This is a genomic window from Candidatus Nanosynbacter sp. HMT-352 (assembly GCF_022819365.1).
Classification (GTDB): domain Bacteria; phylum Patescibacteriota; class Saccharimonadia; order Saccharimonadales; family Saccharimonadaceae; genus Nanosynbacter.
In genome coordinates, this window is sequence record NZ_CP089289.1 from 212,372 (window position 1) to 230,832 (window position 18,461).

The window sequence follows — 18,461 nt, forward strand, 5'->3', positions numbered from 1 at the left end:
TTACGCATGGATAAGATTAAAAAACCGAGACTCTATTGTTTTTCTCCAGCGGTAATGTTGGCGACGTTGACAATTGAAATTATTCTGGCGATATATACTTTTTGGAAATATAAATTGAATGCCGTGACAAAGATTGTGATCATGCTGTTGATTTGTTTGGCGCTGTTTCAATGGGCTGAATATAACGTTTGTGAAGGTGCGATTTTTCTGGATAATCTCGGCTGGGCTAAACTTGGCTATATTGCAATCACTATGCTTCCGCCTCTGGGTATTCATTTGATATATGAAATTTCTGGCGATAAGAGGCGATGGATTCCTGTACTTGGCTACACTTTTGCCGCAATGTTTATTAGTTATTTTCTATTGGAGGCTAACGGAATTAAGTCTGGGGCTTGCCTGGGTAATTATGTGATTTTTGAGAACCAGCCGGGCGTCGGAATGTGGTATGGTCTGTATTATTACGGCCTATTATTTGCGGCAATTGCTTATGCGTATGTTAGGAGTAAAACCTCCAGCAAACATATTCGGCGTTCTCTAGGTTCGTTGATTGTGGGATATGTTCTATTTATGGCGCCTACGACGTTTGTCAATATCATCGATCCATCGACTATTATCGGAATTCCGTCAATTATGTGTGGATTTGCAGTTTTGATGGCGGTAGTTTTAGCTGGGAAAGTTTTGCCAGAATACGTAAATGAGAAATGATGCTTGTGTTTTTTTGGGCGATAATGCATAATTAAGCATGAGCTGGTACGCATAGGGGCATTCTCCTATGCTTGCCAATTGAAAGACAAACACATATTCAAATATGCCCCGGGTGGGCGCGTAGCAGCTCTTCTATAATGCTTATGGTATGATATAGTTATGGTTACTGTTTCAAAAAAGAGGGAAGAAAAACTAGCAAAATTAGTGCGAGAATTTTTTGCTGTTCATCCAGATGTGAAGCTTGTGGCGATAACTGGTAGTGCCGGAAAGGCTAGTGCGAAAATAGCTATCGGTACGGTTTTGGCGCAACAATTTGATATTCAACTTCGCAATGAAGAGCCGAAGACGAAAGCAGATGTTTTTCTTCAGATGATGGGCGTGAAAATGCCTGAAAAAGGCTTGTTCAAATGGTGGAAAGTGATGCGCGCCGTAAAGAAGAGAGTTAAGGCTGAAAAACCGGAAGTCCAAGTGATTGTTCAGGAATTTAATCCAAAGGAGCTTGGCTATAACGACTGGTTTAAGGCTTACGTCGTGCCAGATATTACGGTTGTAACTTCTGTGACGAATGGTCGAATGCAGGTTGAATATTCCTTGGAGGAGGTGGCGAACGAGATGATTTCGCTGGCGAATTTCTCGCGAATGGCGATGATAAATCGTGATGACATTGATGGGCGTTTTGCTAGCTTTTTGACGAATCCTAATATCACTACTTACGGAAGTGATCCGGTGGCAGAGTATAATTTTGACGATCGTAATTTTTCTCTGAAAGACGGGCATCACGGCTTTATTGTGTCGCCAGAAAATCCTAACGGATTAGAGGTCAATGTTAAGCTAATTGGCGAGCATAATATTCGTCCAGCAATTGTGGCGGCGGCTATTGGGTATGCGTTTGGTGAAACTGAGGAGAATATAAAAAAAGGTATAGAGAATTTGCGTCCACTACCTGGCAGGATGAATTTGCTGAAGGGTGCGGACAATACTTGGTTGATTGATGATAGTTATAGTTCGACGCCGTTGACTGCCTTGGCGGCTTTACAGTCTTTGTATCGAATTGAGACTCCGCAGCGAATTGCTGTACTTGGCAATATGAATGGCTTAAAGGGGATTTTCGAGCAAGCTCACGCTGAACTTGGTTCTCATTGTAGCCCGGATTTGTTGGATTGGGTTGTGACGGTTGGTGAGAAAGCTAATCAATATTTGGCGCCGACCGCTCGTCAAAAAGGTTGCCAGGTGAAGGAATGTAAGAATGCTATCGAGGCTGGGTCTTTCGTGCGCGACAAATTGAAATCTGAAGGCGTTGCTCTGTTTAAGGGCTCAAGTGGCGGCGTATGGCTAGAGGAATCTATAAAAATCAACCTTCATAGCACTGAGGACGATAAATACTTAGTCAGGCAAACACCGGAGTGGATTGCTAGGAAAAACCAATTTTTCTCACAATTTAAAGATTAATGTGATATATTAAATTCAAGGCATATAAAACAAGGGGGAATGATGGATCAAGGTAATCAACCTGCACCGCAGCCGCAATATAATGGCGTGCCGATGCAACCAAAAAAGAAGAAAACGGGATTGATAATTGGCATAGTGCTGGGAGTTATAGCTCTTATTGCTATTATCTCTGCTGTGCTAGTTTATTTCTTGTGGTGGCAGAATCCAGAAAAGATGGTTACAGACGCTGTGTCTAATGCTATCATGGCAAAGAAGATGACTGCCGACGGTAAGGTAGTTGTTGACATGCGCGACCAAGGAAAAATAGAGCTAAACGTAAAGACTGCTACTGATTCGGGAAAATCAAAGGCGAATATTGACGCTAAGCTTAATATTAAGGGAGTTGAGAAAAATATCCCTCTTAAGGGTGATGCGGTTCTTGATAGTGACGGAACGATATATGTGAAGATAAATAACTTTAAGGATTTGTATGGTACTTTGATTGAGATAGTTATGGAGTCTTCCTCTGGCGGAAACCTATCAAGATCTCAAATAGAAACTTACCGTGATCAGACATTGGAGAAGATGGGTTCTGAGATAGATAAAATGAGCGACACGTGGATGAAGATTTCTCCAGATGAAATCGGTAGCGAATACAAGTGTGGAATTAACGCTCTGAAGAAAATCCAAAGTGACGAAAGTGCGCGTAAGGAATTGGCTCAGATTTATCAAAAGAATAGCTTCTTCACTATAAAAGACTCAAAGATCAGCGATCGTAATGGTGGACGTGGTTTTGAATTACAGGGCGATAACGGTAAATTGTCGAAATTTAATGATGAGTTTAAAAATTCATCAGCAGGCAAGGCACTCGGTAAGTGCGGAAAATCGAATGGCTACGATAGTAATGACGAATCGACATCTATTGACGAATCTTCATTGAAGGTGTGGGTTGATAGGTCATCTCATGAACTGAAGGCTGTAGAGCTTAAGGGTAATGATAAGAAGGCTTCTGTAGAAATTTCATTTGACATTAATATGAACAAGTCTGAGGAAATCAAGGTTCCTTCGAGTGCTGAGAGCTTGAAAGAGTTTGTAGAAGGTTTTATGGAAGGGTATTCGAGCGGATTATCATCAACCTCGACTAGGTAAATAGCTTAATTGTCTAATAATAATCCCGTTCGTAATGAGCGGGATTATTTGCTATAATTACAGATATGAGACGCTATAATCCGACAGAAATTGAACAAAAATGGCAAAACAAATGGGAAGCTGACGGTACTTACGCGGTTGATTTTAATGACACGACCCGACCGAAATATTACAGTTTGAGTATGCTTCCGGGGATTACAGGAGCTGGAATTCACATTGGCCACGGTCGCACTTTTCAATTTGCCGATATCAAGGCGCGATTCAAGCGTCAGCAGGGCTATAATGTCTATCATCCAATAGGCTGGGACAGCTTTGGTTTGCCGGTTGAAAATTACGCTATTAAAGTCGGAAAAACGCCACGTGTAGCGCACGATGAGGCGAAAGTTCACTTTAAGGAGCAATTGAAGCGACTTGGGTTTAGTTATGATTGGACAAAAGAAATTTCTACAGCCGATCCAGAATATTACAAATGGACTCAGTGGATTTTTACGCAATTATACAAGCACGATTTGGCATATCAAAAAGAGCAGCCACAATGGTGGTGTGAAACTGATAACACGGTGCTTGCTAACGAACAGGTTGAAGGTGGCAAATGTTGGCGCTGCGGTAATCCTGTAACCAAGCGAAATCTCAAGCAGTGGTTTTTCCGAATTACGGCGTATGCAGATGAAATTTTAGAGGCAACCGATGCGCTTGATTGGACGGAAATGGTTAAAACCATGCAGAAGAATTGGATTGGTCGATCAGTTGGTGCGGAAGTTGAGTTTGCGGTTAGTGGTCAAGATTCCAAGATTATAGTTTTTACAACTCGTCCTGACACGTTATTTGGCGCGACGTATGTAGCTTTGGCGCCGGAGCATCCTCTGATTTCTCAGTTGGTCAATTCTGATACGCGCGAAAAGGTTGAAGCGTATATCCAAGCTTCGCAACAAAAATCTGATGTTGAACGTCAAGAGAATAAAGAGAAAACAGGCGTATTTACTGGCAGCTATGTCATAAACCCAGTCAATGGTCAAAAATTGCCGATTTGGGTGGCGGATTATGTTTTGGGCGGCTATGGAACCGGCGCAGTCATGGCTGTACCAGCACACGACGAGCGCGATTTTGCGTTTGCCGAGAAGTTTGACTTGCCGATTGTCCAAGTTATTGATAAGCCTGAGCATTCAGCCGATGTTGGCTGTTATTCTGGTGAAGGTGAGTTGATAAATTCCGGACAATTTAATGGAACTAGGAGTGAGGATGCTCGCGAGCAAATTGTTGCGTGGCTGGAGCAACAGAATTCTGGGCGAAGTAAAACCACGTATAAAATGCGCGATTGGCTAATTTCTCGTCAGCGCTATTGGGGTGCTCCGATTCCAATTGTCCATGTTGATGGTCGTGCGCCAATTGCCGTGGCTGACGAATGCCTGCCGGTGATTTTGCCAGAGGTGGAGAACTTTAAGCCAACGGGCGGTAATACTTCCGTTTTGGCCCAGGTTGATGATTGGGTACGAGTCTGGGTGGATGTTGAAACTGGAAAAACTGTGCCAATTACAGAAAATAAACCTGACGGCGATAATTGGGTAGAAGGTCGACGTGAGACTGACACTTTGGATGGCTATGCCTGTTCTAGTTGGTATTTCTTACGATATCTCGACCCGCACAATGATAATGAAGCGTGGAATCCTGAGAGAATTAACCATTGGATGCCGGTTGATTATTACAATGGCGCCGATCACGCCGTGGCTCACTTGCTATACAGTCGTTTTTGGATGCGATTTTTCTATAAGCTCGGTCTCGTTCCAACTCCCGAACCTTTCAAGAGAATGATGTACAATGCATACATTATGGCCCCAGACGGTCAGAAAATGTCCAAGTCTAAGGGAAATGTCATTGATCCAATGGAGATTATGGACAGCGGATACGGCGCTGATGCGTTGCGAGTTTACGAAATGTTCATCGCGCCTTATGATATGGACGCACCATGGGATCCTCGTGGCGTTCCGGGAACTTATCGATTCTTAAATCGAGCATGGAACTTGGTTCAGGAGTTTGTTGATAAGAATCCAAACGACTCTCTTGACGCGAATGAAAAAACAGCTCAAGAATTATTGCGATTAACTCATTTGACGATTAAAAAAGTTACTCGCGATATTGAAGATGAGAAGTTTAATACAGCCGTGGCTTCGATGATGGAAATGGTCAATGGCTTGTATAAGATAAAAGAATCGCACGGAATTGACATGTCATATGAATGGCGATTTGCATTAGAAAGTTTGACTCAGATTTTGGCGCCTTTTGCTCCGCATATCACAGAGGAATTGTGGCGTGAAATGGGTCATGACGATACGGTTCACGTTGGTCACTGGCCGAAGTGGGATGAAAAATATCTAAATAGTAGCGTGATGATTATTATAGTTCAAGTGAACGGTAAGCTTCGTGCGAAACTTGAACTGCCGAGTGATATGGACAAGCAGAGTGTTGAAGAAGCGGCTCTGGCTGATGAGAATGTCAGGAAATTCACAAACAATAAACCACCTAAAAAGATGGTTTATGTTCCGGGTAAACTGGTGAATATTGTGGTTTAGAAAACGGTCTATTTAGATTTGTCTTCTATTTTCGTTATAGCTATGCTTGGCTTTCCGTCACCGTCTATGTCACCTATGACAATGTCGACGGTGGTAGTTCCTGGTTGGGTCTCTGAGTTGCCAGTCTCGCTTTTGTAGCGATCTTTCATGTAGACAGCAGTTTCATATATGGAGCTTCTTGCCTCATTAGGGTCTATTTTATTTTCAGGATTTTCTTCGTTGTATTCTTTCATGGCTGTTTCGGCTACCGAAGTCGGATTTTCTCCTTCTTCAAGCGTGACAGTGCGAATTTCTGTATCTTCTGGTAGCTCCGTGATGATTCCATTGCTATAATCCTCTACAACTTGAGCTACTCGGTGGGCAGGGCTTGGTCCTTTTTCTGGTGATTTAGGGCTATAGAATAAGCCCAGGACACTCGCAGCTCCAGCTAATCCTAACGCGGCTAATGTTACTGCACCGATTTTAACTGCAGATTTCGGTATTTCTATTACAGGTCTGTCGTCTTCATTGTTACTCTGTAGTGTAAATTGTTCTTTACTCATGTTTCATATATTAACATAACCAATACAAAAAGTCAATACTATCGTCTAATTTTCAGATAAGCTATTGAGATTATCTGATAAAAAAGGTATAATGGTACGTAAGTTTTATGACAACCTAAAAGAGGAGAATAAATTATGGCACAACCTAAGAAACAGAGTAGCCCACGTAAAACTGGTCTTCGTCGCAGTCACTTGGTATTAAAATTGGCACGTCGTGTTAACGCAACTTCACCAGTTAAGGTGAAAACAACCAAGCGTGAAACTGGTAAAACAACAAAATAATAATTACGAACAGGACGCTTAATAATGGCATCAAACCGTCATTTGGGACGAATTGTCGCACTGCAAACACTTTATGAACATGAATTTCGCAAAGAGGTTGGTGATAGCGGTGTTGATTATAAGACTATTTTAAAGCGTAATTTGGCTGAATATAAATCATCGGTTGACGATATTGAATTTATCGATAATTTGATCAGCGGCGTACTTTCGACGCAGAGTCAATTGGATGAGAAATTGCAGCCATTGGCGCCAGAATGGCCTATCAGTCAGTTGCCGCGAATTGATCGGGCGGTACTTAGAATTGGTTTATATGAATTGCTATATTGTGCAGATACCGTTCCGCCAAAAGTGGTGATTAACGAAGCGGTAGAGCTAGCAAAAGCGTTCGGTTCGGATAACTCGGGTAAGTTTGTGAATGGCGTGCTTGGCACGGCACTCCGTACTCTCGTGGAGGAGTCCGACAGTGAGAACAAGCAACTTTGATAAGATAAAAAAATATTTTGGTGGCAGCAAGAAGCCATTGATTCAGGAAATTGTACGCGAACCAACTGCTGGTGGCGTGATTTTTCGTCGTAATAAAAAGGGCGAGGCGGAGTTTTTGCTATATCAGGACGCTCGCGATCGCTGGACAATTCCCAAAGGACACATTGAACCAGGTGAAACAGCTCAAGTGACGGCTCGTAGGGAAATCGGCGAGGAAACTGGATTGAAGAAAATTGAACTGCACGGCTGGCTGGGCAAGGTGAATTTTCGTTATCGTCGAATTGATAAATTGGTATTGATGACAACGCAAGTTTATCTAGTTAAGGCGCTGGATCCTAACGAGAAACTCCAAAAGGAAGAGTGGATGAATGGACTTAAATGGTTTAGTTTTCATGAGGCGCTGGATGAAGTTGAATATGAAGATATTGGCAAGCTGATTCTTCTAGCGATGAAACGAATTAGACAGGAGAACTTATAAATGAACGGAATGAACACTGCGCCATATCAAGATTTTGCGCGCGAAAAATTAGGTTTTGAATTTACGAATTTGGATTTGCTGATTACAGCTTTGACTCACCGTAGCTATGTGAATGAGCATCGAAAATCTGTTCATCATCACAATGAGCGCTTGGAATTTTTAGGTGATGCGGTTTTGGAATTGGCGGTAACGGAATATTTGTTTACGCATTTTTCCGAGCCAGAGGGAATTTTGACTGCTTGGCGGGCAGCTTTGGTGCGAACGGAAAGTATTGGTGATGCTGGCGATAAGTTGGGTTATGGTCCGCTGATTCGTATGTCAAAGGGCGAGAAGAACGGCTCGGAGCGAGCGCATTTACAGATTTTAGCTAATGCATTTGAGGCGGTAATCGGCGCGATTTATTTGGAGCGTGGCTTTGACGATGCTCGCGATTTTATTCACAAGCATATAATTGCTAAGTTGGATGGAATTTTGGAGTCGGGCAGTTGGCGTGATCCGAAGTCATATTTGCAGGAAATTTCTCAACGAGTTGACAATCAAACGCCGGTATATAAAGTCCTGAGTGAAGAAGGCCCAGATCATGATAAGGTCTTTACTCTTGGGGTTTTTGTTGGCGATAATATGATGGGACGAGGCATTGGTCCGTCTAAGCAAGTTGCCCAACAGCAAGCTGCTCGTGCTGCAATTGCTAAATATAAAGAATCTGGCGGGAAATAATTAAAGTTTGCACGGCGTAAACTGCTCGTGTATAATGAAAATACAGTTTAATTCCAGGAGGAGGGGCAGAATGTCAACAATAGATCAGCAGTTTGTAGAATATACTGTAAAGGCGTTGGTTGGACATCCAGAAGACGTCGTAGTAGACCGAACAATTGACGAAAAAGGCGTTTTACTAACATTGACAGTTAATCCAGCAGATTTGGGTCGAGTTATTGGTAAGCGTGGTAGTACGGCACAGAGCTTGCGCACACTTCTGCGAGCTTTGGGTGCAAAGAATGACGCTCGATATAACTTGAAGATTGTTAACAATGACGGTTTTTCTGGCGCGCGTGAAGAAAATGATTATAACGGTAGTGCTTCTGTGGATAACTCAACAGATGAAGCTGTGGAAAATGAATCATCTTACGCAGAAAACACCAGAAAAGAGCTTGCAGAACTCGACGATCTTGATATATAATTAAAACCAGTTCAAGCACAGACATTATGCGAGAACAGCTCTATGCGAGACAATGGGTAACCATTGAGAGCCTTATTTGTGCTAAAAAACCGTCCTTATTGGGACGGTTTTTTGGTGGGGAATAATTTCTATAAAAAGACATGAAAATAGCCCGCCAAGAGCTTCGGCCGAGGCTTAAGCCTCAAGGCGAGCTATTCTCATTGGCGGGCGGGTTAGCCCTCACGTCCGGTATGGCGCGCCATCAGCGCCCACGCCGGATTCGCGTTATCCCAGAGCTCGTAATCGCTGTTCTCCCTCCGCTGTGGGAGGAGTTTGCGACATTCCTCGGGCTCGTAGATACGCTGCAAGTACACTTCCGAGGTGCCCGACAGGAGCAGGGTGTTAGCCAGGCTACTACCGGCAGTATCGGCAGCCTCCTTGATGAGGCTGAAGAGGTGGATTAGGGGCTCGCCCCAACCCCAATCAATTTCCCCGAACTCGCCATCAAGTCGGGCGGACTCCTTGTTCGGCTCGAAGGCGTCATACAATTCAGGGTCTTGGAACTGGATGACGCACTTGTCGTACAAAGACACAAATGTAGCACCTGTTCCAATGTACTCACCCCCTCCATCGAAGTGATGGTCGATATAGACCTCACTCACTTCGACTCCAGAGAAGATCTCCATAGCGAGATCTTCTGAACTCTCGTCGGAGTCGTCCGGAGTTGTAGAGGTTGAGGCGATGATAGTGACGTAAACGTAACCATTGTCACTTTCCTCTACGGTAGAACGTTGGAGAATCCCGCATTCCGCGAGCGTCATTTCCCATGATTCAGCGTCCTTGTGCATGGCTTTCCTTCCTATGTAAGGGCTACTTCTGTTCGGTTGAACAAAAGCTGATACATATATATCATACCTGGACAAAAAAGTCAACACTTGCTACACTGTAACAGATGAGAAAGTTTCAAGTAATTACGCTTTTCCCAGAAATGACGACGGGAGTTTTTAATAATTCCATGATGTGGAAGGCTCAGAAAGACGGTATTGTAGAGCTTACGACAGTGAATTTGCGGGAGTTTGGTTTGGGTCCTCGTCGTCAAGTTGATGATACTCCTTATGGCGGCGGCGACGGGATGCTTCTTATGATCGAGCCGTTATGGAAAGCGGTGGAATTTGCGAAATATCAGGATGAAACAGCGAAGGTGGTACTAATGAGTCCGCGAGGGCAACGTTGGAGGCAGGCTAAAGCTCAGGAAGAAGCCGATGATGATAGGGGTGTGATATTTATTTGCGGGCGATACGAGGGTGTTGATGAGCGAATTTTGGAGTTGGTTGACGAACAGTGGAGTATCGGCGATTTTGTGCTGACAGGCGGAGAGTTGGCGGCAATGATGATGATTGATTCTATTGTTAGGTTGATTCCTGGAGTTTTGGGCGGCGAAAAGTCTGCGGAAATTGAAAGTTTTTCAGATGGAGAAACGTTGGAATTCCCACAATATACACGACCTGAGGAGTTTAAAGGTTTACGTGTGCCAGATGTTTTACTGAGTGGACATCACGGAAAAATTGCCGAGTGGCGCGCCGAACAATCGCGAATATTGACCAATAAAAATACCCCATAGAGACGGGGTATTTTAAGTTGTGGTGGATTTGTCGTAGAGCGAAAGATACTGTTTTATGGTGTTTATTTTTGTAACGTTCGCTGGTTTAACTTTATGACGTTTTTATAAAAAGTGCAAGTGCTTTCGTAAAAAATACAACAAGCTTGAGCTTTTTTGACGTGCAAGCTATACTGAAATTATGTCTATAAAAGTGAATAAAATTGTTAAATTGATTACAGGACTATTAATAATGGTGCCATTATTATGTCAATTATTTACGTTTGAGAAGTTTTCTGCAGTCCTTACTTCTACAGGGATTATGCCATATTTGAGTCTTCCGATTGCGATAATATTGGTGGTTGTTGAGCTGGTGTCGTTGCCGTTTTTAATTGATATGGATATGCCAAAAAGAATTACTCTGACGAGCAGAATGGCTGGTTTTTTGAGTTTGGGGATTATGACGGCAATTGGTTTTTTGGCGTTTGCGAATGGTCATGCGGCGGTGATATTTGGTGCAACGATAAAGAATGTGAATAATGTGGCTGCGATTTTTCTGGTATTCGTGATGTGGGCTTTGCTGATCTGTGCAAATTTACCAACGAAAAAAACAGCCAAATAACTGGCTGCTAAATTTCAAACTTGGCTGGGATGGAGGGATTCGAACCCCCGAATGGCGGGACCAGAACCCGCTGCCTTACCACTTGGCGACATCCCAACGGCAAACATAATTGTACTATAGAAAAATGATTTCCGCAAGCGTTTACTGGCCAGCCTCGACGCGATATACTTATAGTATGGATTTGCAATGGATTGTGAAGCTAATTGCTGATGGACTAGTGGTGCCGGTTGTGCTAATTGGTGCGTACGCGCTGATAAAATTGGTTCCAAATAAAGAGAAGTATCAAGTTTATAGCCAGGTGCTGATGGCTGGCTTGACTGCTTACGTGGCGGCAAAAATTATCGGGTCAATTTATCAACCAGATCAGATGCGCCCGTTCGAGATTCTGGGTGTATCTGCCGGCGCGTCATTCCTTAATAATCCGGGTTTTCCGTCTGACCATGCGCTATTTACAATGGCGATTACTTTGGCGGTATTTTTCGGAGCAAAGAGTTGGCGGCTGGCTGTTATTTGTCTGGTTATGACGATCTTAATATGTGTAGGTCGGGTTATTGCTCTGGTGCATACGCCGCTTGACGTTATTGGCGGATTATTGATTGCTTGTGTAGGGATTATTTGGTATAAACCGATGAATCTCTTGAAAAAACATAATATTTAAGCATATACATTTGCAATATTGACAAGTTTACGTTACAATTTACGTATGAAATTATTGTCAGCTATTTTCCGTGAAGAAATATCAGATTACACATATCCATTTTCAAGGCGAGTTTTCTTGAGGATTTTGGCGATTTTAGTTGCTAGCGGCGTGGCTATCTGGTTGCTGGCGCTTGCGTTTGATAAATTTATGATTACACCCGTATTTTGTGCGAACGCTGAGCATATTTCTATTTGCGCAAACAGCACAAGTATTGCATCTTACGTTGCGTTAGTTTTGGCGGGGATTATGCTAGTTCCAGTGTTGGCGGTATTCGGCATTAAGCGACCTCTATTAGTGGTAATCGCGGCAACTGTGTCATTGTGGGGAGCTACACTATGGGCTGGCGGATCTTGGATTTTGTCATTGCTATGGGTAGTTTTGGCGACAGTTTTGGTATACTTGTCGTTAATTTGGCTGAATAGAATTCGTGGCAATGGTGCAGCAATTTTATTTATGACTTTATTCGCAATCTTAGCACGAGTTGTCTTAGCGTTATAATCACTGTACACTAAGTGTATGGAAATCATTATCATTATTCTCTTAATTGTTATTACTATTGGTTTGGGTGCGACTTTATTTGTCTTACAATCAAAAATCAGCGAGCTAAAAAATCAATCATCCGTCGAGCTAATTAAAACCGATGTCGTGGAATTGGGGCGAACTATTGCGAAACTGAATGAATCCGTTAGCGATAAATTGGAGCGAAGCAATGCGCAAGTTCAAACTTCCGTGCAGAAACAATTGTCAGAAAGCGCGAAGTTGGTGACTGATGTGACGCAGAGATTGGCGAAATTGGATGAGACCAATAAGCGCGTGGTTGATGTGGCGACCGATCTGAAAACCTTGCAAAACGTGTTGCAAAACCCAAAGCAGCGTGGCGTTTTTGGGGAGTTTTATCTGGAGAGTGTGTTGGATAACGTTTTGCCAGCCAAGCAATATCAAATGCAATATCGCTTCAAGGACGGTGAAATTGTTGACGCGGTTATTTTTCTGGACAAGGGGCAGGTATTGCCGGTGGACAGTAAGTTTTCTTTGGAGAATTACAATCGCATGATTAACGCTGAGACAAAATCTGAGCGTGAAATGTGGCTAAATAAGGTGAAGGCTGACCTTAAGGGGCGAATTGACGAGACTAGCAAATACATTCGTCCGCGCGAAAACACCATGGACTTTGCCTTTATGTTTATCCCTAGCGAATCTTTGTATTACGATCTTCTGATTAATAATGTAGGTCAGGGCGGTTCGAGTCGCGATCTGATTGAATATGCGTTTCGGGACAAGCGGGTTATTATTGTTAGTCCGACTAGTTTTTTGGCGTACCTTCAGACCGTTCTTCAGGGGCTTCGTAGTCTGCAGATTGAAGAGCAGGCCAAAGACATTCAAGTTCGAGTTGGTCAATTGGGCGTTCATATTAAAAAGTTTGATGAGTTGATGACGAAAATGGGCAAGAGTTTAAGTACAACCGTTGGTCATTATAACAATACTTATAAGGAGCTAGGGAAGATTGATAAGGATGTCGTGCGAATTTCTGGTGGCAATAACCAAGCGCAGCCGGAGCTGATTGATCGGCCGACTCAAGAAGATTGACATAAAAAATACCCCGCCGATTAAGCGGGATATTTTATTATGAAGTTATAATCTATTCTTCATCTTTGTTTCGGTAATTGACGAGTAGAAATAGGTTGCCGCCTAATGCTGCACCGATTAGGGTAGCGGCAATTACTTCCAGGCTAAAACGTGAATAGCTTTTTTCGCCTTCAGCTGGCAATACTCCATTGCTGCGTAGTTGAGAGTCGGTTTTCTCTGTAACAGCCAAAGAAACTGCTGGGTTCAAAGTTGCGCCTGAGATGTAGATTTCGCGTGGGTAAGTGCGGCCGTTTTTCTCAGTTTGAGCAGTACTTTGCTCTTTTTGGATTTTTGCAATAGCAGTACTTTTAATGTACGAAGAGATTGAGCCAGATACGACAAGACCAATCATCAACGCTAAGCCAATTCCAAAAGCTTGACCAGCTGCTTTGATTTCTTTGCGCTGCAAAACTGCGGCGATGCCAAATACAAATACAGCGGTACCGACTAATTCCATCGCGAAGATGTTCCAAGAGAACGCAGTGAATTGGTCGAAGCTTAGGGCAAATCCGCCGTTTGTTAATGAGCCAACAAGCACGATAGCTGCCATTGCACCGAGGAATTGAGCTCCCCAGTAAAATGGAACAAGTACGGTCTTTAGCTTACGCATTGTCCATAGACCAAACGTGACAGCTGGGTTTACGTGTGCGCCAGAAATGTTGCCAATGATTGCAACGATGAACATCAATGCAAAACCGACATACATCGATGACAAAATGTCTGATGCGAATAATGCGGCAAGTGTCAAAATGAACGTGCCGATAACTTCCGCAATGACGATGTTAATTAAGTTGTTTGGTAATTTAGAATCTAGTTCGACACGCTTGCTTTTAGCGGTAGATTCAGTAACGACGTACTTGACGGTCGTTTTGGTTTCAGTTTTAGCGGCAGCGGTTTTCTTTTCTGCGGCTTTAACTGGGGCTTTCTTTGAAGTTTTCTTCGTAGCCATATTCCCTCCTTAAAGTAATATCACGACTATTATAACATAATTTGCTATACTGTAGTTATGGGATTATTTGTAAATCAGCAGGATCAGCGCAGTGAATTGCAAGAGCGAATTGCGGCGGAATTAAGAGAGAAAGCGAAGGCTTCGAGTTTGCAAGAAAAGGCAACTATGGACGGCGTCGACGACATAAGATATTTGGAAGGCACGAAACAGACGACGACTTTGGCGTGGGCGTGGATTTTAATTGCCATTATGGCTGGTGTAGTGATTGTAATGTTTTTAATGCAAGGACGATAAAATGGTTGACTTAGACGAATTGAGAAGAGAAATAGTTTTGGCGGTTTCGCAATCCAAGTCTCCGCGTGAGTTTTTGCGCGATCGACGACTTAGGGAATTGTACGAGCAAATCAAGTCATTGCCGCCAGTTGAGCGTGGTCCGTTTGGTAAGCGAATTAACGAGTTGAAGCAGGCGATTGAACAGGCTATTGATGTGCGACTGGAAGAGCTGGAAAAAGTTGACTTGAAACCGATTGACGTTACGGCGCCGATGGATGTGAATTCACCAAAGCCCGAACTTTTGCCGAGCGAACAAGGCACGATTCATCCGCTGAGCACTGAAATTGAGCGCATTTCTGAGATTTTTAATCGCATGGGATTTGTCACGGAAGAGTCCAGAGAGATTGACGATCAATTCCATATGTTCGAGAGTCTGAATTTTCCAAAAGGTCATCCAGCGCGTGACGATTACGATACGTTTATGACCGAGGAAACTGATTCTAATGGCGATCGTTTGATTGCGCCGGCGCATACGTCGACTATGCAAAATCGCGTGTTGATGAAATATCGCGACAATTTGGAAAAAGGTGAGGCTATTGCCGCTATCGTTCCTGATCGCGTTTTTCGCAACGAAGATTTGGACGCGCGCCACGAGCATACGTTTTATCAAGTCGAAGGCGTGTACGTTTCACGCCGAGTTAATGTTGGCAATTTGATTGCTACGCTGCAAGAATTTTTGCAGGAATATTATGGCAAGAAACTTGACGTTCGCGTTAATCCATTTTACTTTCCGTTCACCGAGCCGAGCTTCGAGTTTGCGCTAAGTTGTCCGTTTTGTGAAGGAAAAAATCCTGAATGTAAAATTTGCTCTGGTGAAGGTTGGATTGAGCTATTGGGCTGCGGAATGATTCATCCGAATGTTCTTCGCGCGGCACAAATTGACCCGAATGAATATACAGGATTTGCTTTTGGTTGCGGAATCGACCGCTTGGTTATGATGAAATATGGAATCGAAGATGTCCGTCATTTTGAAAGCGGCAAGTTGGACTTTTTGGAACAATTTTAGCAATATGAAACTTCGACAGATTAAGGATTTTTTATGCAAGAATCGCCTTCAGGCACTCTGTATTCTTAATGGTGTCGTTTTGGCTGTGGGCTTGGTTGTGGCGATATTGCTTTCTGATGATACTCGGTGGACGAACTGGAGTTTGAGTAGATTGGGCGAAACCACCTCGAATCGTTTGTCTGCATTTTCGTTCAATTCGGGAGTGTTTTTATCTGGTCTGATTATGGCGACGATTGGGTTTTTTATGAATCGTGGTTATCTTAAGCTTGGTCAAATTCGCTCTGCTCGAATATCTGGCTGGATACTTTCACTGTTTGCGATTTGTATGATAGGGGTGGCGCTTTGTCCGAATGATACAATGCACGCGGCGCATTTTGTTTTCTCGCGTGGCATCGTGATATTGATGGTGCTTTTGATGTTTCTTTTGCCATCGAGTTTGAGCTATTTAACTCATCGCGAGCGAATCTCATCTTTCAGTTTTCCGATTTTTGCGGCAATTATAGCGGCGCAAGGTTATGCAATGGGCAAGTTTTGGTTTGTGATAGTAGAAGTTTTATTGGGGATTTTTGCGACGATGTGGCTGGCTCTGGTTTGTCGTCGAATGGAACTTAAATTGTCCGACCTGAAAACTTCATAAAATGCTATAATTACTTCAAAAGGAGTAATTATGAATCACACAATTTTTGACGACATCGTATCTGGAAAAATGAAATCTTGGAAGATTTGGGAAGATGAGAAATTCCTAGCATTTTTAACACCGTTTCCGAACACGCCAGGTTTTACCGTGGTGATTCCGAAGCAGAATCCGGGCGATTACGTATTTTCTTTGGACGATAATTTATATTCCGAAATGATGCTGACAGTGAAAAAGGTTGCTGGTATTTTGGAAGCGGTAAGTTGGACTTTTTGGAACAGTTTTAAGGAGCTATTACACACGATAATAGTAGTAGCTCAAAAACTTGTAATAAAAGAGGCAGTTCTGTGTGCCGATAGAGAATTTGTTGCAGCGAGAGAGATCGCTAAAAAAGATAGGAGGAGGTAAAATGGATACACAACAATTTGACGCACTCATCATTGGTTTTGGCAAAGCTGGCAAAACATTGGCGGTAGCGCTGGCAAATGCGGAAAAAAAGGTAGCGCTAGTGGAGCGGTCGCCAAAGATGTATGGCGGCACCTGTATTAATATTGCTTGTATTCCTACTAAGGTGCTAGTCAATGCAGCCGAACATCATCAAAGTTTTGATGAGGCGATGGCACATAAGACAACAGTGGTAGCGCGGTTGAATGAGAAGAACTATCATATGCTTGCGGATCGTGAAACAGTGAGCGTCATTGAGGGTGAGGCATCGTTCGTAGATGATCGTACTGTGAAGGTTGTGGCGGGTAGCGACGAGCTAGTAGTTAGTGCACCGCAGATTTTTATTAACACCGGTGCGGAATCAATCATCCCAGATATTCCAGGTGTTGATAAGCCGTTTGTGTATACCAGTACTGAATTGCTGGATAGAATGACGCAGCCAAAACAGCTAGCTATCATTGGTGGCGGTTATATTGGGTTAGAATTTGCCTCAACTTATGCCAAACTTGGTACAAAAGTAACAGTATTTGAGAGGGGCGATGCTCTGCTTGCACGTGAAGATCCAGCAATTGCTCGGGCTGCTACTGAAGCATTGCAGGCACAGGGTATTGAGATTGTGTTTAGTGTGGATGTGACAGCGATTGAGGGTGAGTCTACTGCGACGATTCGCACAGTAAATCATGATGATTACGCTGGTTATGATGCGGTTTTGATGGCTACGGGCCGTCGCCCGGCAACGATGAGCTTGAATTTACCAGCTGCTGGTGTAGCGACGGATGAGCGCGGGGCAATTGTGGTTGATGAAACACTTCGTACTAGTCGGTCGCATATTTGGGCAATGGGCGATGTAACGGGCGGGCCACAATTTACCTATGCGTCGCTGGACGATTTTCGGATTGTGAGAAGCCAGTTGCTGGGCGATGGTCTGTATACTCGCGCCAAACAAAAAACTTTGCCGTACGCGGTCTTTATGCAAACGCCGCTAGGTCGGGTGGGTATGACAGAGGCTGAGGCGCGTGCGACGGGGCGCGAAATTATCGTAAAAGAGCTGCCTGCTATGGCGATTCCACGCCTGCATGTTGATAATGCTACAACAGGCTTGCTGCGTGCGGTGATTGATGCAAACACTGAACAAATTTTGGGTGCTAGTTTATTGTGTCGTAACTCACCAGAAGTCATTAATATTATCAAAACTGTAATGGATAATGGCCTGCCATATACTGTGCTGCGTGACCAAATATTCACTCATCCAACGGTGAGTGAGGCATTAAACGATTTATTTGCATAAAGGAGTAATTATGAATCACACATTTTTCGATGATGTCGTAACAGGTAAAATGAAATCATGGAAGGTTTGGGAGGATGAGAAGTTTTTGGCGTTTTTGACGCCGTTTCCAAATACACCGGGCTTTACCGTGGTGATACCAAAGCATAATCCGGGCGATTACGTATTTTCTTTGGACGATAATTTATATTCCGAAATGATGCTGGCAGTGAAAAAAGTTGCTGGTATTTTGGAAAAAGCATTTGACACTCCACGAGTAGCGCTAATTTTTGAAGGCACGGGCGTAGCACATGTACACGCCAAGTTGATGCCGCTTCATGGTGATTTGGCAAAGGGAATTGGCTCGCCAGTGTCACACGAGCAAGCGTTTTATGAGGAATATCCTGGCTGGTTAACCACGGCTGACGGTCCGAAAATGGACGACGCTCAATTGGATGAAATTCAGGCGCGAATCTTAGCTGTGCAAGGTAAATAG

At 43.5% G+C, this 18,461-nt stretch carries 23 protein-coding genes and 1 tRNA gene; 20 read left to right on the forward strand and 4 right to left on the reverse strand.

Annotation, left to right across the window (positions count from 1 at the left end; all coding sequences use genetic code 11):
- Positions 1–6: 6 nt before the first annotated feature.
- The 4 genes from LRM49_RS01130 (at position 7) to leuS (ending at position 5,849) form a co-directional block, all read left to right on the forward strand.
- Positions 7–705, forward strand: a complete 699-nt coding sequence (locus tag LRM49_RS01130; protein ID WP_243778034.1) for a histidine kinase N-terminal 7TM domain-containing protein — start codon at positions 7–9, stop codon at positions 703–705.
- A gap of 159 nt (positions 706–864) precedes the next feature.
- Positions 865–2,154 carry a Mur ligase family protein gene (locus LRM49_RS01135; protein WP_243778035.1) on the forward strand — a complete coding sequence of 430 codons (1,290 nt, stop codon included), beginning with the start codon at positions 865–867 and terminating at the stop codon, positions 2,152–2,154.
- A gap of 42 nt (positions 2,155–2,196) precedes the next feature.
- Positions 2,197–3,282, forward strand: a complete 1,086-nt coding sequence (locus LRM49_RS01140; protein WP_243778036.1) for a hypothetical protein — start codon at positions 2,197–2,199, stop codon at positions 3,280–3,282.
- A 65-nt stretch (positions 3,283–3,347) separates the two neighbouring features.
- Entirely contained in the window at positions 3,348–5,849 is a 2,502-nt protein-coding gene (leuS, locus tag LRM49_RS01145) for a leucine--tRNA ligase (protein ID WP_243778037.1), read from the forward strand.
- An 8-nt stretch (positions 5,850–5,857) separates the two neighbouring features.
- On the opposite strand, the gene LRM49_RS01150 is transcribed toward leuS, so the two are convergent.
- Positions 5,858–6,391 carry a hypothetical protein gene (locus LRM49_RS01150; protein ID WP_243778038.1) on the reverse strand — a complete coding sequence of 178 codons (534 nt, stop codon included), beginning with the start codon at positions 6,389–6,391 and terminating at the stop codon, positions 5,858–5,860.
- 135 nt (positions 6,392–6,526) lie between these two features.
- Here LRM49_RS01150 and LRM49_RS01155 point away from each other — a divergent pair, with 135 nt between their 5' ends.
- The 5 genes from LRM49_RS01155 to LRM49_RS01175 all read left to right on the forward strand — a co-directional run bounded on the left by LRM49_RS01155 (position 6,527) and on the right by LRM49_RS01175 (position 8,811).
- Positions 6,527–6,673: a hypothetical protein gene (locus LRM49_RS01155; protein WP_164999843.1), complete on the forward strand. Its 147-nt coding sequence runs from the start codon at positions 6,527–6,529 to the stop codon at positions 6,671–6,673.
- 24 nt (positions 6,674–6,697) lie between these two features.
- Positions 6,698–7,156 carry a transcription antitermination factor NusB gene (gene nusB, locus LRM49_RS01160; protein WP_243778039.1) on the forward strand — a complete coding sequence of 153 codons (459 nt, stop codon included), beginning with the start codon at positions 6,698–6,700 and terminating at the stop codon, positions 7,154–7,156.
- Positions 7,137–7,634, forward strand: a complete 498-nt coding sequence (locus LRM49_RS01165; RefSeq protein WP_164999994.1) for an NUDIX hydrolase — start codon at positions 7,137–7,139, stop codon at positions 7,632–7,634. Before nusB ends, LRM49_RS01165 begins: the two co-directional genes overlap by 20 nt.
- Entirely contained in the window at positions 7,635–8,351 is a 717-nt protein-coding gene (gene rnc / locus LRM49_RS01170) for a ribonuclease III (RefSeq protein ID WP_243778040.1), read from the forward strand. It begins immediately after the preceding gene.
- A gap of 70 nt (positions 8,352–8,421) precedes the next feature.
- Entirely contained in the window at positions 8,422–8,811 is a 390-nt protein-coding gene (locus LRM49_RS01175; RefSeq protein WP_243778041.1) for a KH domain-containing protein, read from the forward strand.
- A 212-nt stretch (positions 8,812–9,023) separates the two neighbouring features.
- Here LRM49_RS01175 and LRM49_RS01180 read toward each other — a convergent pair whose 3' ends face one another.
- Complete coding sequence (locus tag LRM49_RS01180) at positions 9,024–9,638, reverse strand: hypothetical protein (protein ID WP_243778042.1); 615 nt, start codon at positions 9,636–9,638, stop codon at positions 9,024–9,026.
- Between the two features lie 104 nt (positions 9,639–9,742).
- Here LRM49_RS01180 and trmD point away from each other — a divergent pair, with 104 nt between their 5' ends.
- A complete protein-coding gene (trmD, locus tag LRM49_RS01185; protein ID WP_243778043.1) occupies positions 9,743–10,411 on the forward strand; it encodes a tRNA (guanosine(37)-N1)-methyltransferase TrmD in 669 nt (222 codons plus the stop codon).
- A gap of 178 nt (positions 10,412–10,589) precedes the next feature.
- Positions 10,590–11,009: a hypothetical protein gene (locus LRM49_RS01190; RefSeq protein ID WP_243778044.1), complete on the forward strand. Its 420-nt coding sequence runs from the start codon at positions 10,590–10,592 to the stop codon at positions 11,007–11,009.
- 21 nt (positions 11,010–11,030) lie between these two features.
- On the opposite strand, the gene LRM49_RS01195 is transcribed toward LRM49_RS01190, so the two are convergent.
- Positions 11,031–11,105 (reverse strand) — tRNA-Gln (locus LRM49_RS01195).
- A gap of 79 nt (positions 11,106–11,184) precedes the next feature.
- Between LRM49_RS01195 and LRM49_RS01200 the strand changes: the two genes are divergently transcribed.
- Genes LRM49_RS01200 through LRM49_RS01210 form a run of 3 tightly spaced genes read left to right on the forward strand, consistent with a single transcriptional unit; the run spans position 11,185 to position 13,296 of the window.
- A complete protein-coding gene (locus LRM49_RS01200) occupies positions 11,185–11,667 on the forward strand; it encodes a phosphatase PAP2 family protein (protein ID WP_243778045.1) in 483 nt (160 codons plus the stop codon).
- 45 nt (positions 11,668–11,712) lie between these two features.
- Positions 11,713–12,207 carry a hypothetical protein gene (locus LRM49_RS01205; RefSeq protein WP_129637143.1) on the forward strand — a complete coding sequence of 165 codons (495 nt, stop codon included), beginning with the start codon at positions 11,713–11,715 and terminating at the stop codon, positions 12,205–12,207.
- A gap of 18 nt (positions 12,208–12,225) precedes the next feature.
- Positions 12,226–13,296 carry a DNA recombination protein RmuC gene (locus LRM49_RS01210; RefSeq protein ID WP_243778046.1) on the forward strand — a complete coding sequence of 357 codons (1,071 nt, stop codon included), beginning with the start codon at positions 12,226–12,228 and terminating at the stop codon, positions 13,294–13,296.
- A 52-nt stretch (positions 13,297–13,348) separates the two neighbouring features.
- On the opposite strand, the gene LRM49_RS01215 is transcribed toward LRM49_RS01210, so the two are convergent.
- Positions 13,349–14,284, reverse strand: coding sequence for an MIP/aquaporin family protein (locus LRM49_RS01215; protein ID WP_243778047.1), 936 nt, complete (start codon positions 14,282–14,284; stop codon positions 13,349–13,351).
- A 57-nt stretch (positions 14,285–14,341) separates the two neighbouring features.
- On the opposite strand from LRM49_RS01215, the gene LRM49_RS01220 reads away from it, so the two are divergent.
- From LRM49_RS01220 to LRM49_RS01245, 6 genes are read left to right on the forward strand one after another with little or no spacing between them, the layout of a single operon-like run.
- Positions 14,342–14,578, forward strand: a complete 237-nt coding sequence (locus LRM49_RS01220) for a hypothetical protein (RefSeq protein ID WP_232272729.1) — start codon at positions 14,342–14,344, stop codon at positions 14,576–14,578.
- Between the two features lies 1 nt (position 14,579).
- Positions 14,580–15,623 (forward strand): phenylalanine--tRNA ligase subunit alpha, encoded by a 1,044-nt coding sequence (gene pheS, locus LRM49_RS01225; RefSeq protein ID WP_243778048.1) that lies wholly within the window; start codon positions 14,580–14,582, stop codon positions 15,621–15,623.
- Positions 15,562–16,260, forward strand: coding sequence for a DUF998 domain-containing protein (locus LRM49_RS01230; RefSeq protein WP_243778049.1), 699 nt, complete (start codon positions 15,562–15,564; stop codon positions 16,258–16,260). Before pheS ends, LRM49_RS01230 begins: the two co-directional genes overlap by 62 nt.
- A 30-nt stretch (positions 16,261–16,290) precedes the next feature.
- Entirely contained in the window at positions 16,291–16,665 is a 375-nt protein-coding gene (locus LRM49_RS01235; protein WP_243778050.1) for an HIT family protein, read from the forward strand.
- A 1-nt stretch (position 16,666) separates the two neighbouring features.
- Positions 16,667–17,989, forward strand: a complete 1,323-nt coding sequence (locus LRM49_RS01240) for an FAD-dependent oxidoreductase (RefSeq protein WP_243778051.1) — start codon at positions 16,667–16,669, stop codon at positions 17,987–17,989.
- A 10-nt stretch (positions 17,990–17,999) separates the two neighbouring features.
- Positions 18,000–18,461: an HIT family protein gene (locus LRM49_RS01245; protein ID WP_243778052.1), complete on the forward strand. Its 462-nt coding sequence runs from the start codon at positions 18,000–18,002 to the stop codon at positions 18,459–18,461.

What these genes read in the sequence shown, in the direction of transcription:
- LRM49_RS01200 (WP_243778045.1), top strand. Translation starts at nt 11,185, where the DNA reads ATGGATTTGCAATGGATTGTGAAGCTAATTGCTGATGGACTAGTGGTG.
- LRM49_RS01180 (WP_243778042.1), bottom strand. Translation starts at nt 9,638, where the DNA reads ATGCACAAGGACGCTGAATCATGGGAAATGACGCTCGCGGAATGCGGG.
- LRM49_RS01140 (WP_243778036.1), top strand. Translation starts at nt 2,197, where the DNA reads ATGGATCAAGGTAATCAACCTGCACCGCAGCCGCAATATAATGGCGTG.
- nusB (WP_243778039.1), top strand. Translation starts at nt 6,698, where the DNA reads ATGGCATCAAACCGTCATTTGGGACGAATTGTCGCACTGCAAACACTT.
- LRM49_RS01245 (WP_243778052.1), top strand. Translation starts at nt 18,000, where the DNA reads ATGAATCACACATTTTTCGATGATGTCGTAACAGGTAAAATGAAATCA.
- LRM49_RS01205 (WP_129637143.1), top strand. Translation starts at nt 11,713, where the DNA reads ATGAAATTATTGTCAGCTATTTTCCGTGAAGAAATATCAGATTACACA.
- trmD (WP_243778043.1), top strand. Translation starts at nt 9,743, where the DNA reads ATGAGAAAGTTTCAAGTAATTACGCTTTTCCCAGAAATGACGACGGGA.
- LRM49_RS01135 (WP_243778035.1), top strand. Translation starts at nt 865, where the DNA reads ATGGTTACTGTTTCAAAAAAGAGGGAAGAAAAACTAGCAAAATTAGTG.
- LRM49_RS01190 (WP_243778044.1), top strand. Translation starts at nt 10,590, where the DNA reads ATGTCTATAAAAGTGAATAAAATTGTTAAATTGATTACAGGACTATTA.
- rnc (WP_243778040.1), top strand. Translation starts at nt 7,635, where the DNA reads ATGAACGGAATGAACACTGCGCCATATCAAGATTTTGCGCGCGAAAAA.
- pheS (WP_243778048.1), top strand. Translation starts at nt 14,580, where the DNA reads ATGGTTGACTTAGACGAATTGAGAAGAGAAATAGTTTTGGCGGTTTCG.
- LRM49_RS01235 (WP_243778050.1), top strand. Translation starts at nt 16,291, where the DNA reads ATGAATCACACAATTTTTGACGACATCGTATCTGGAAAAATGAAATCT.
- LRM49_RS01150 (WP_243778038.1), bottom strand. Translation starts at nt 6,391, where the DNA reads ATGAGTAAAGAACAATTTACACTACAGAGTAACAATGAAGACGACAGA.
- LRM49_RS01130 (WP_243778034.1), top strand. Translation starts at nt 7, where the DNA reads ATGGATAAGATTAAAAAACCGAGACTCTATTGTTTTTCTCCAGCGGTA.
- leuS (WP_243778037.1), top strand. Translation starts at nt 3,348, where the DNA reads ATGAGACGCTATAATCCGACAGAAATTGAACAAAAATGGCAAAACAAA.
- LRM49_RS01155 (WP_164999843.1), top strand. Translation starts at nt 6,527, where the DNA reads ATGGCACAACCTAAGAAACAGAGTAGCCCACGTAAAACTGGTCTTCGT.
- LRM49_RS01210 (WP_243778046.1), top strand. Translation starts at nt 12,226, where the DNA reads ATGGAAATCATTATCATTATTCTCTTAATTGTTATTACTATTGGTTTG.
- LRM49_RS01215 (WP_243778047.1), bottom strand. Translation starts at nt 14,284, where the DNA reads ATGGCTACGAAGAAAACTTCAAAGAAAGCCCCAGTTAAAGCCGCAGAA.
- LRM49_RS01220 (WP_232272729.1), top strand. Translation starts at nt 14,342, where the DNA reads ATGGGATTATTTGTAAATCAGCAGGATCAGCGCAGTGAATTGCAAGAG.
- LRM49_RS01230 (WP_243778049.1), top strand. Translation starts at nt 15,562, where the DNA reads ATGGAATCGAAGATGTCCGTCATTTTGAAAGCGGCAAGTTGGACTTTT.
- LRM49_RS01240 (WP_243778051.1), top strand. Translation starts at nt 16,667, where the DNA reads ATGGATACACAACAATTTGACGCACTCATCATTGGTTTTGGCAAAGCT.
- LRM49_RS01175 (WP_243778041.1), top strand. Translation starts at nt 8,422, where the DNA reads ATGTCAACAATAGATCAGCAGTTTGTAGAATATACTGTAAAGGCGTTG.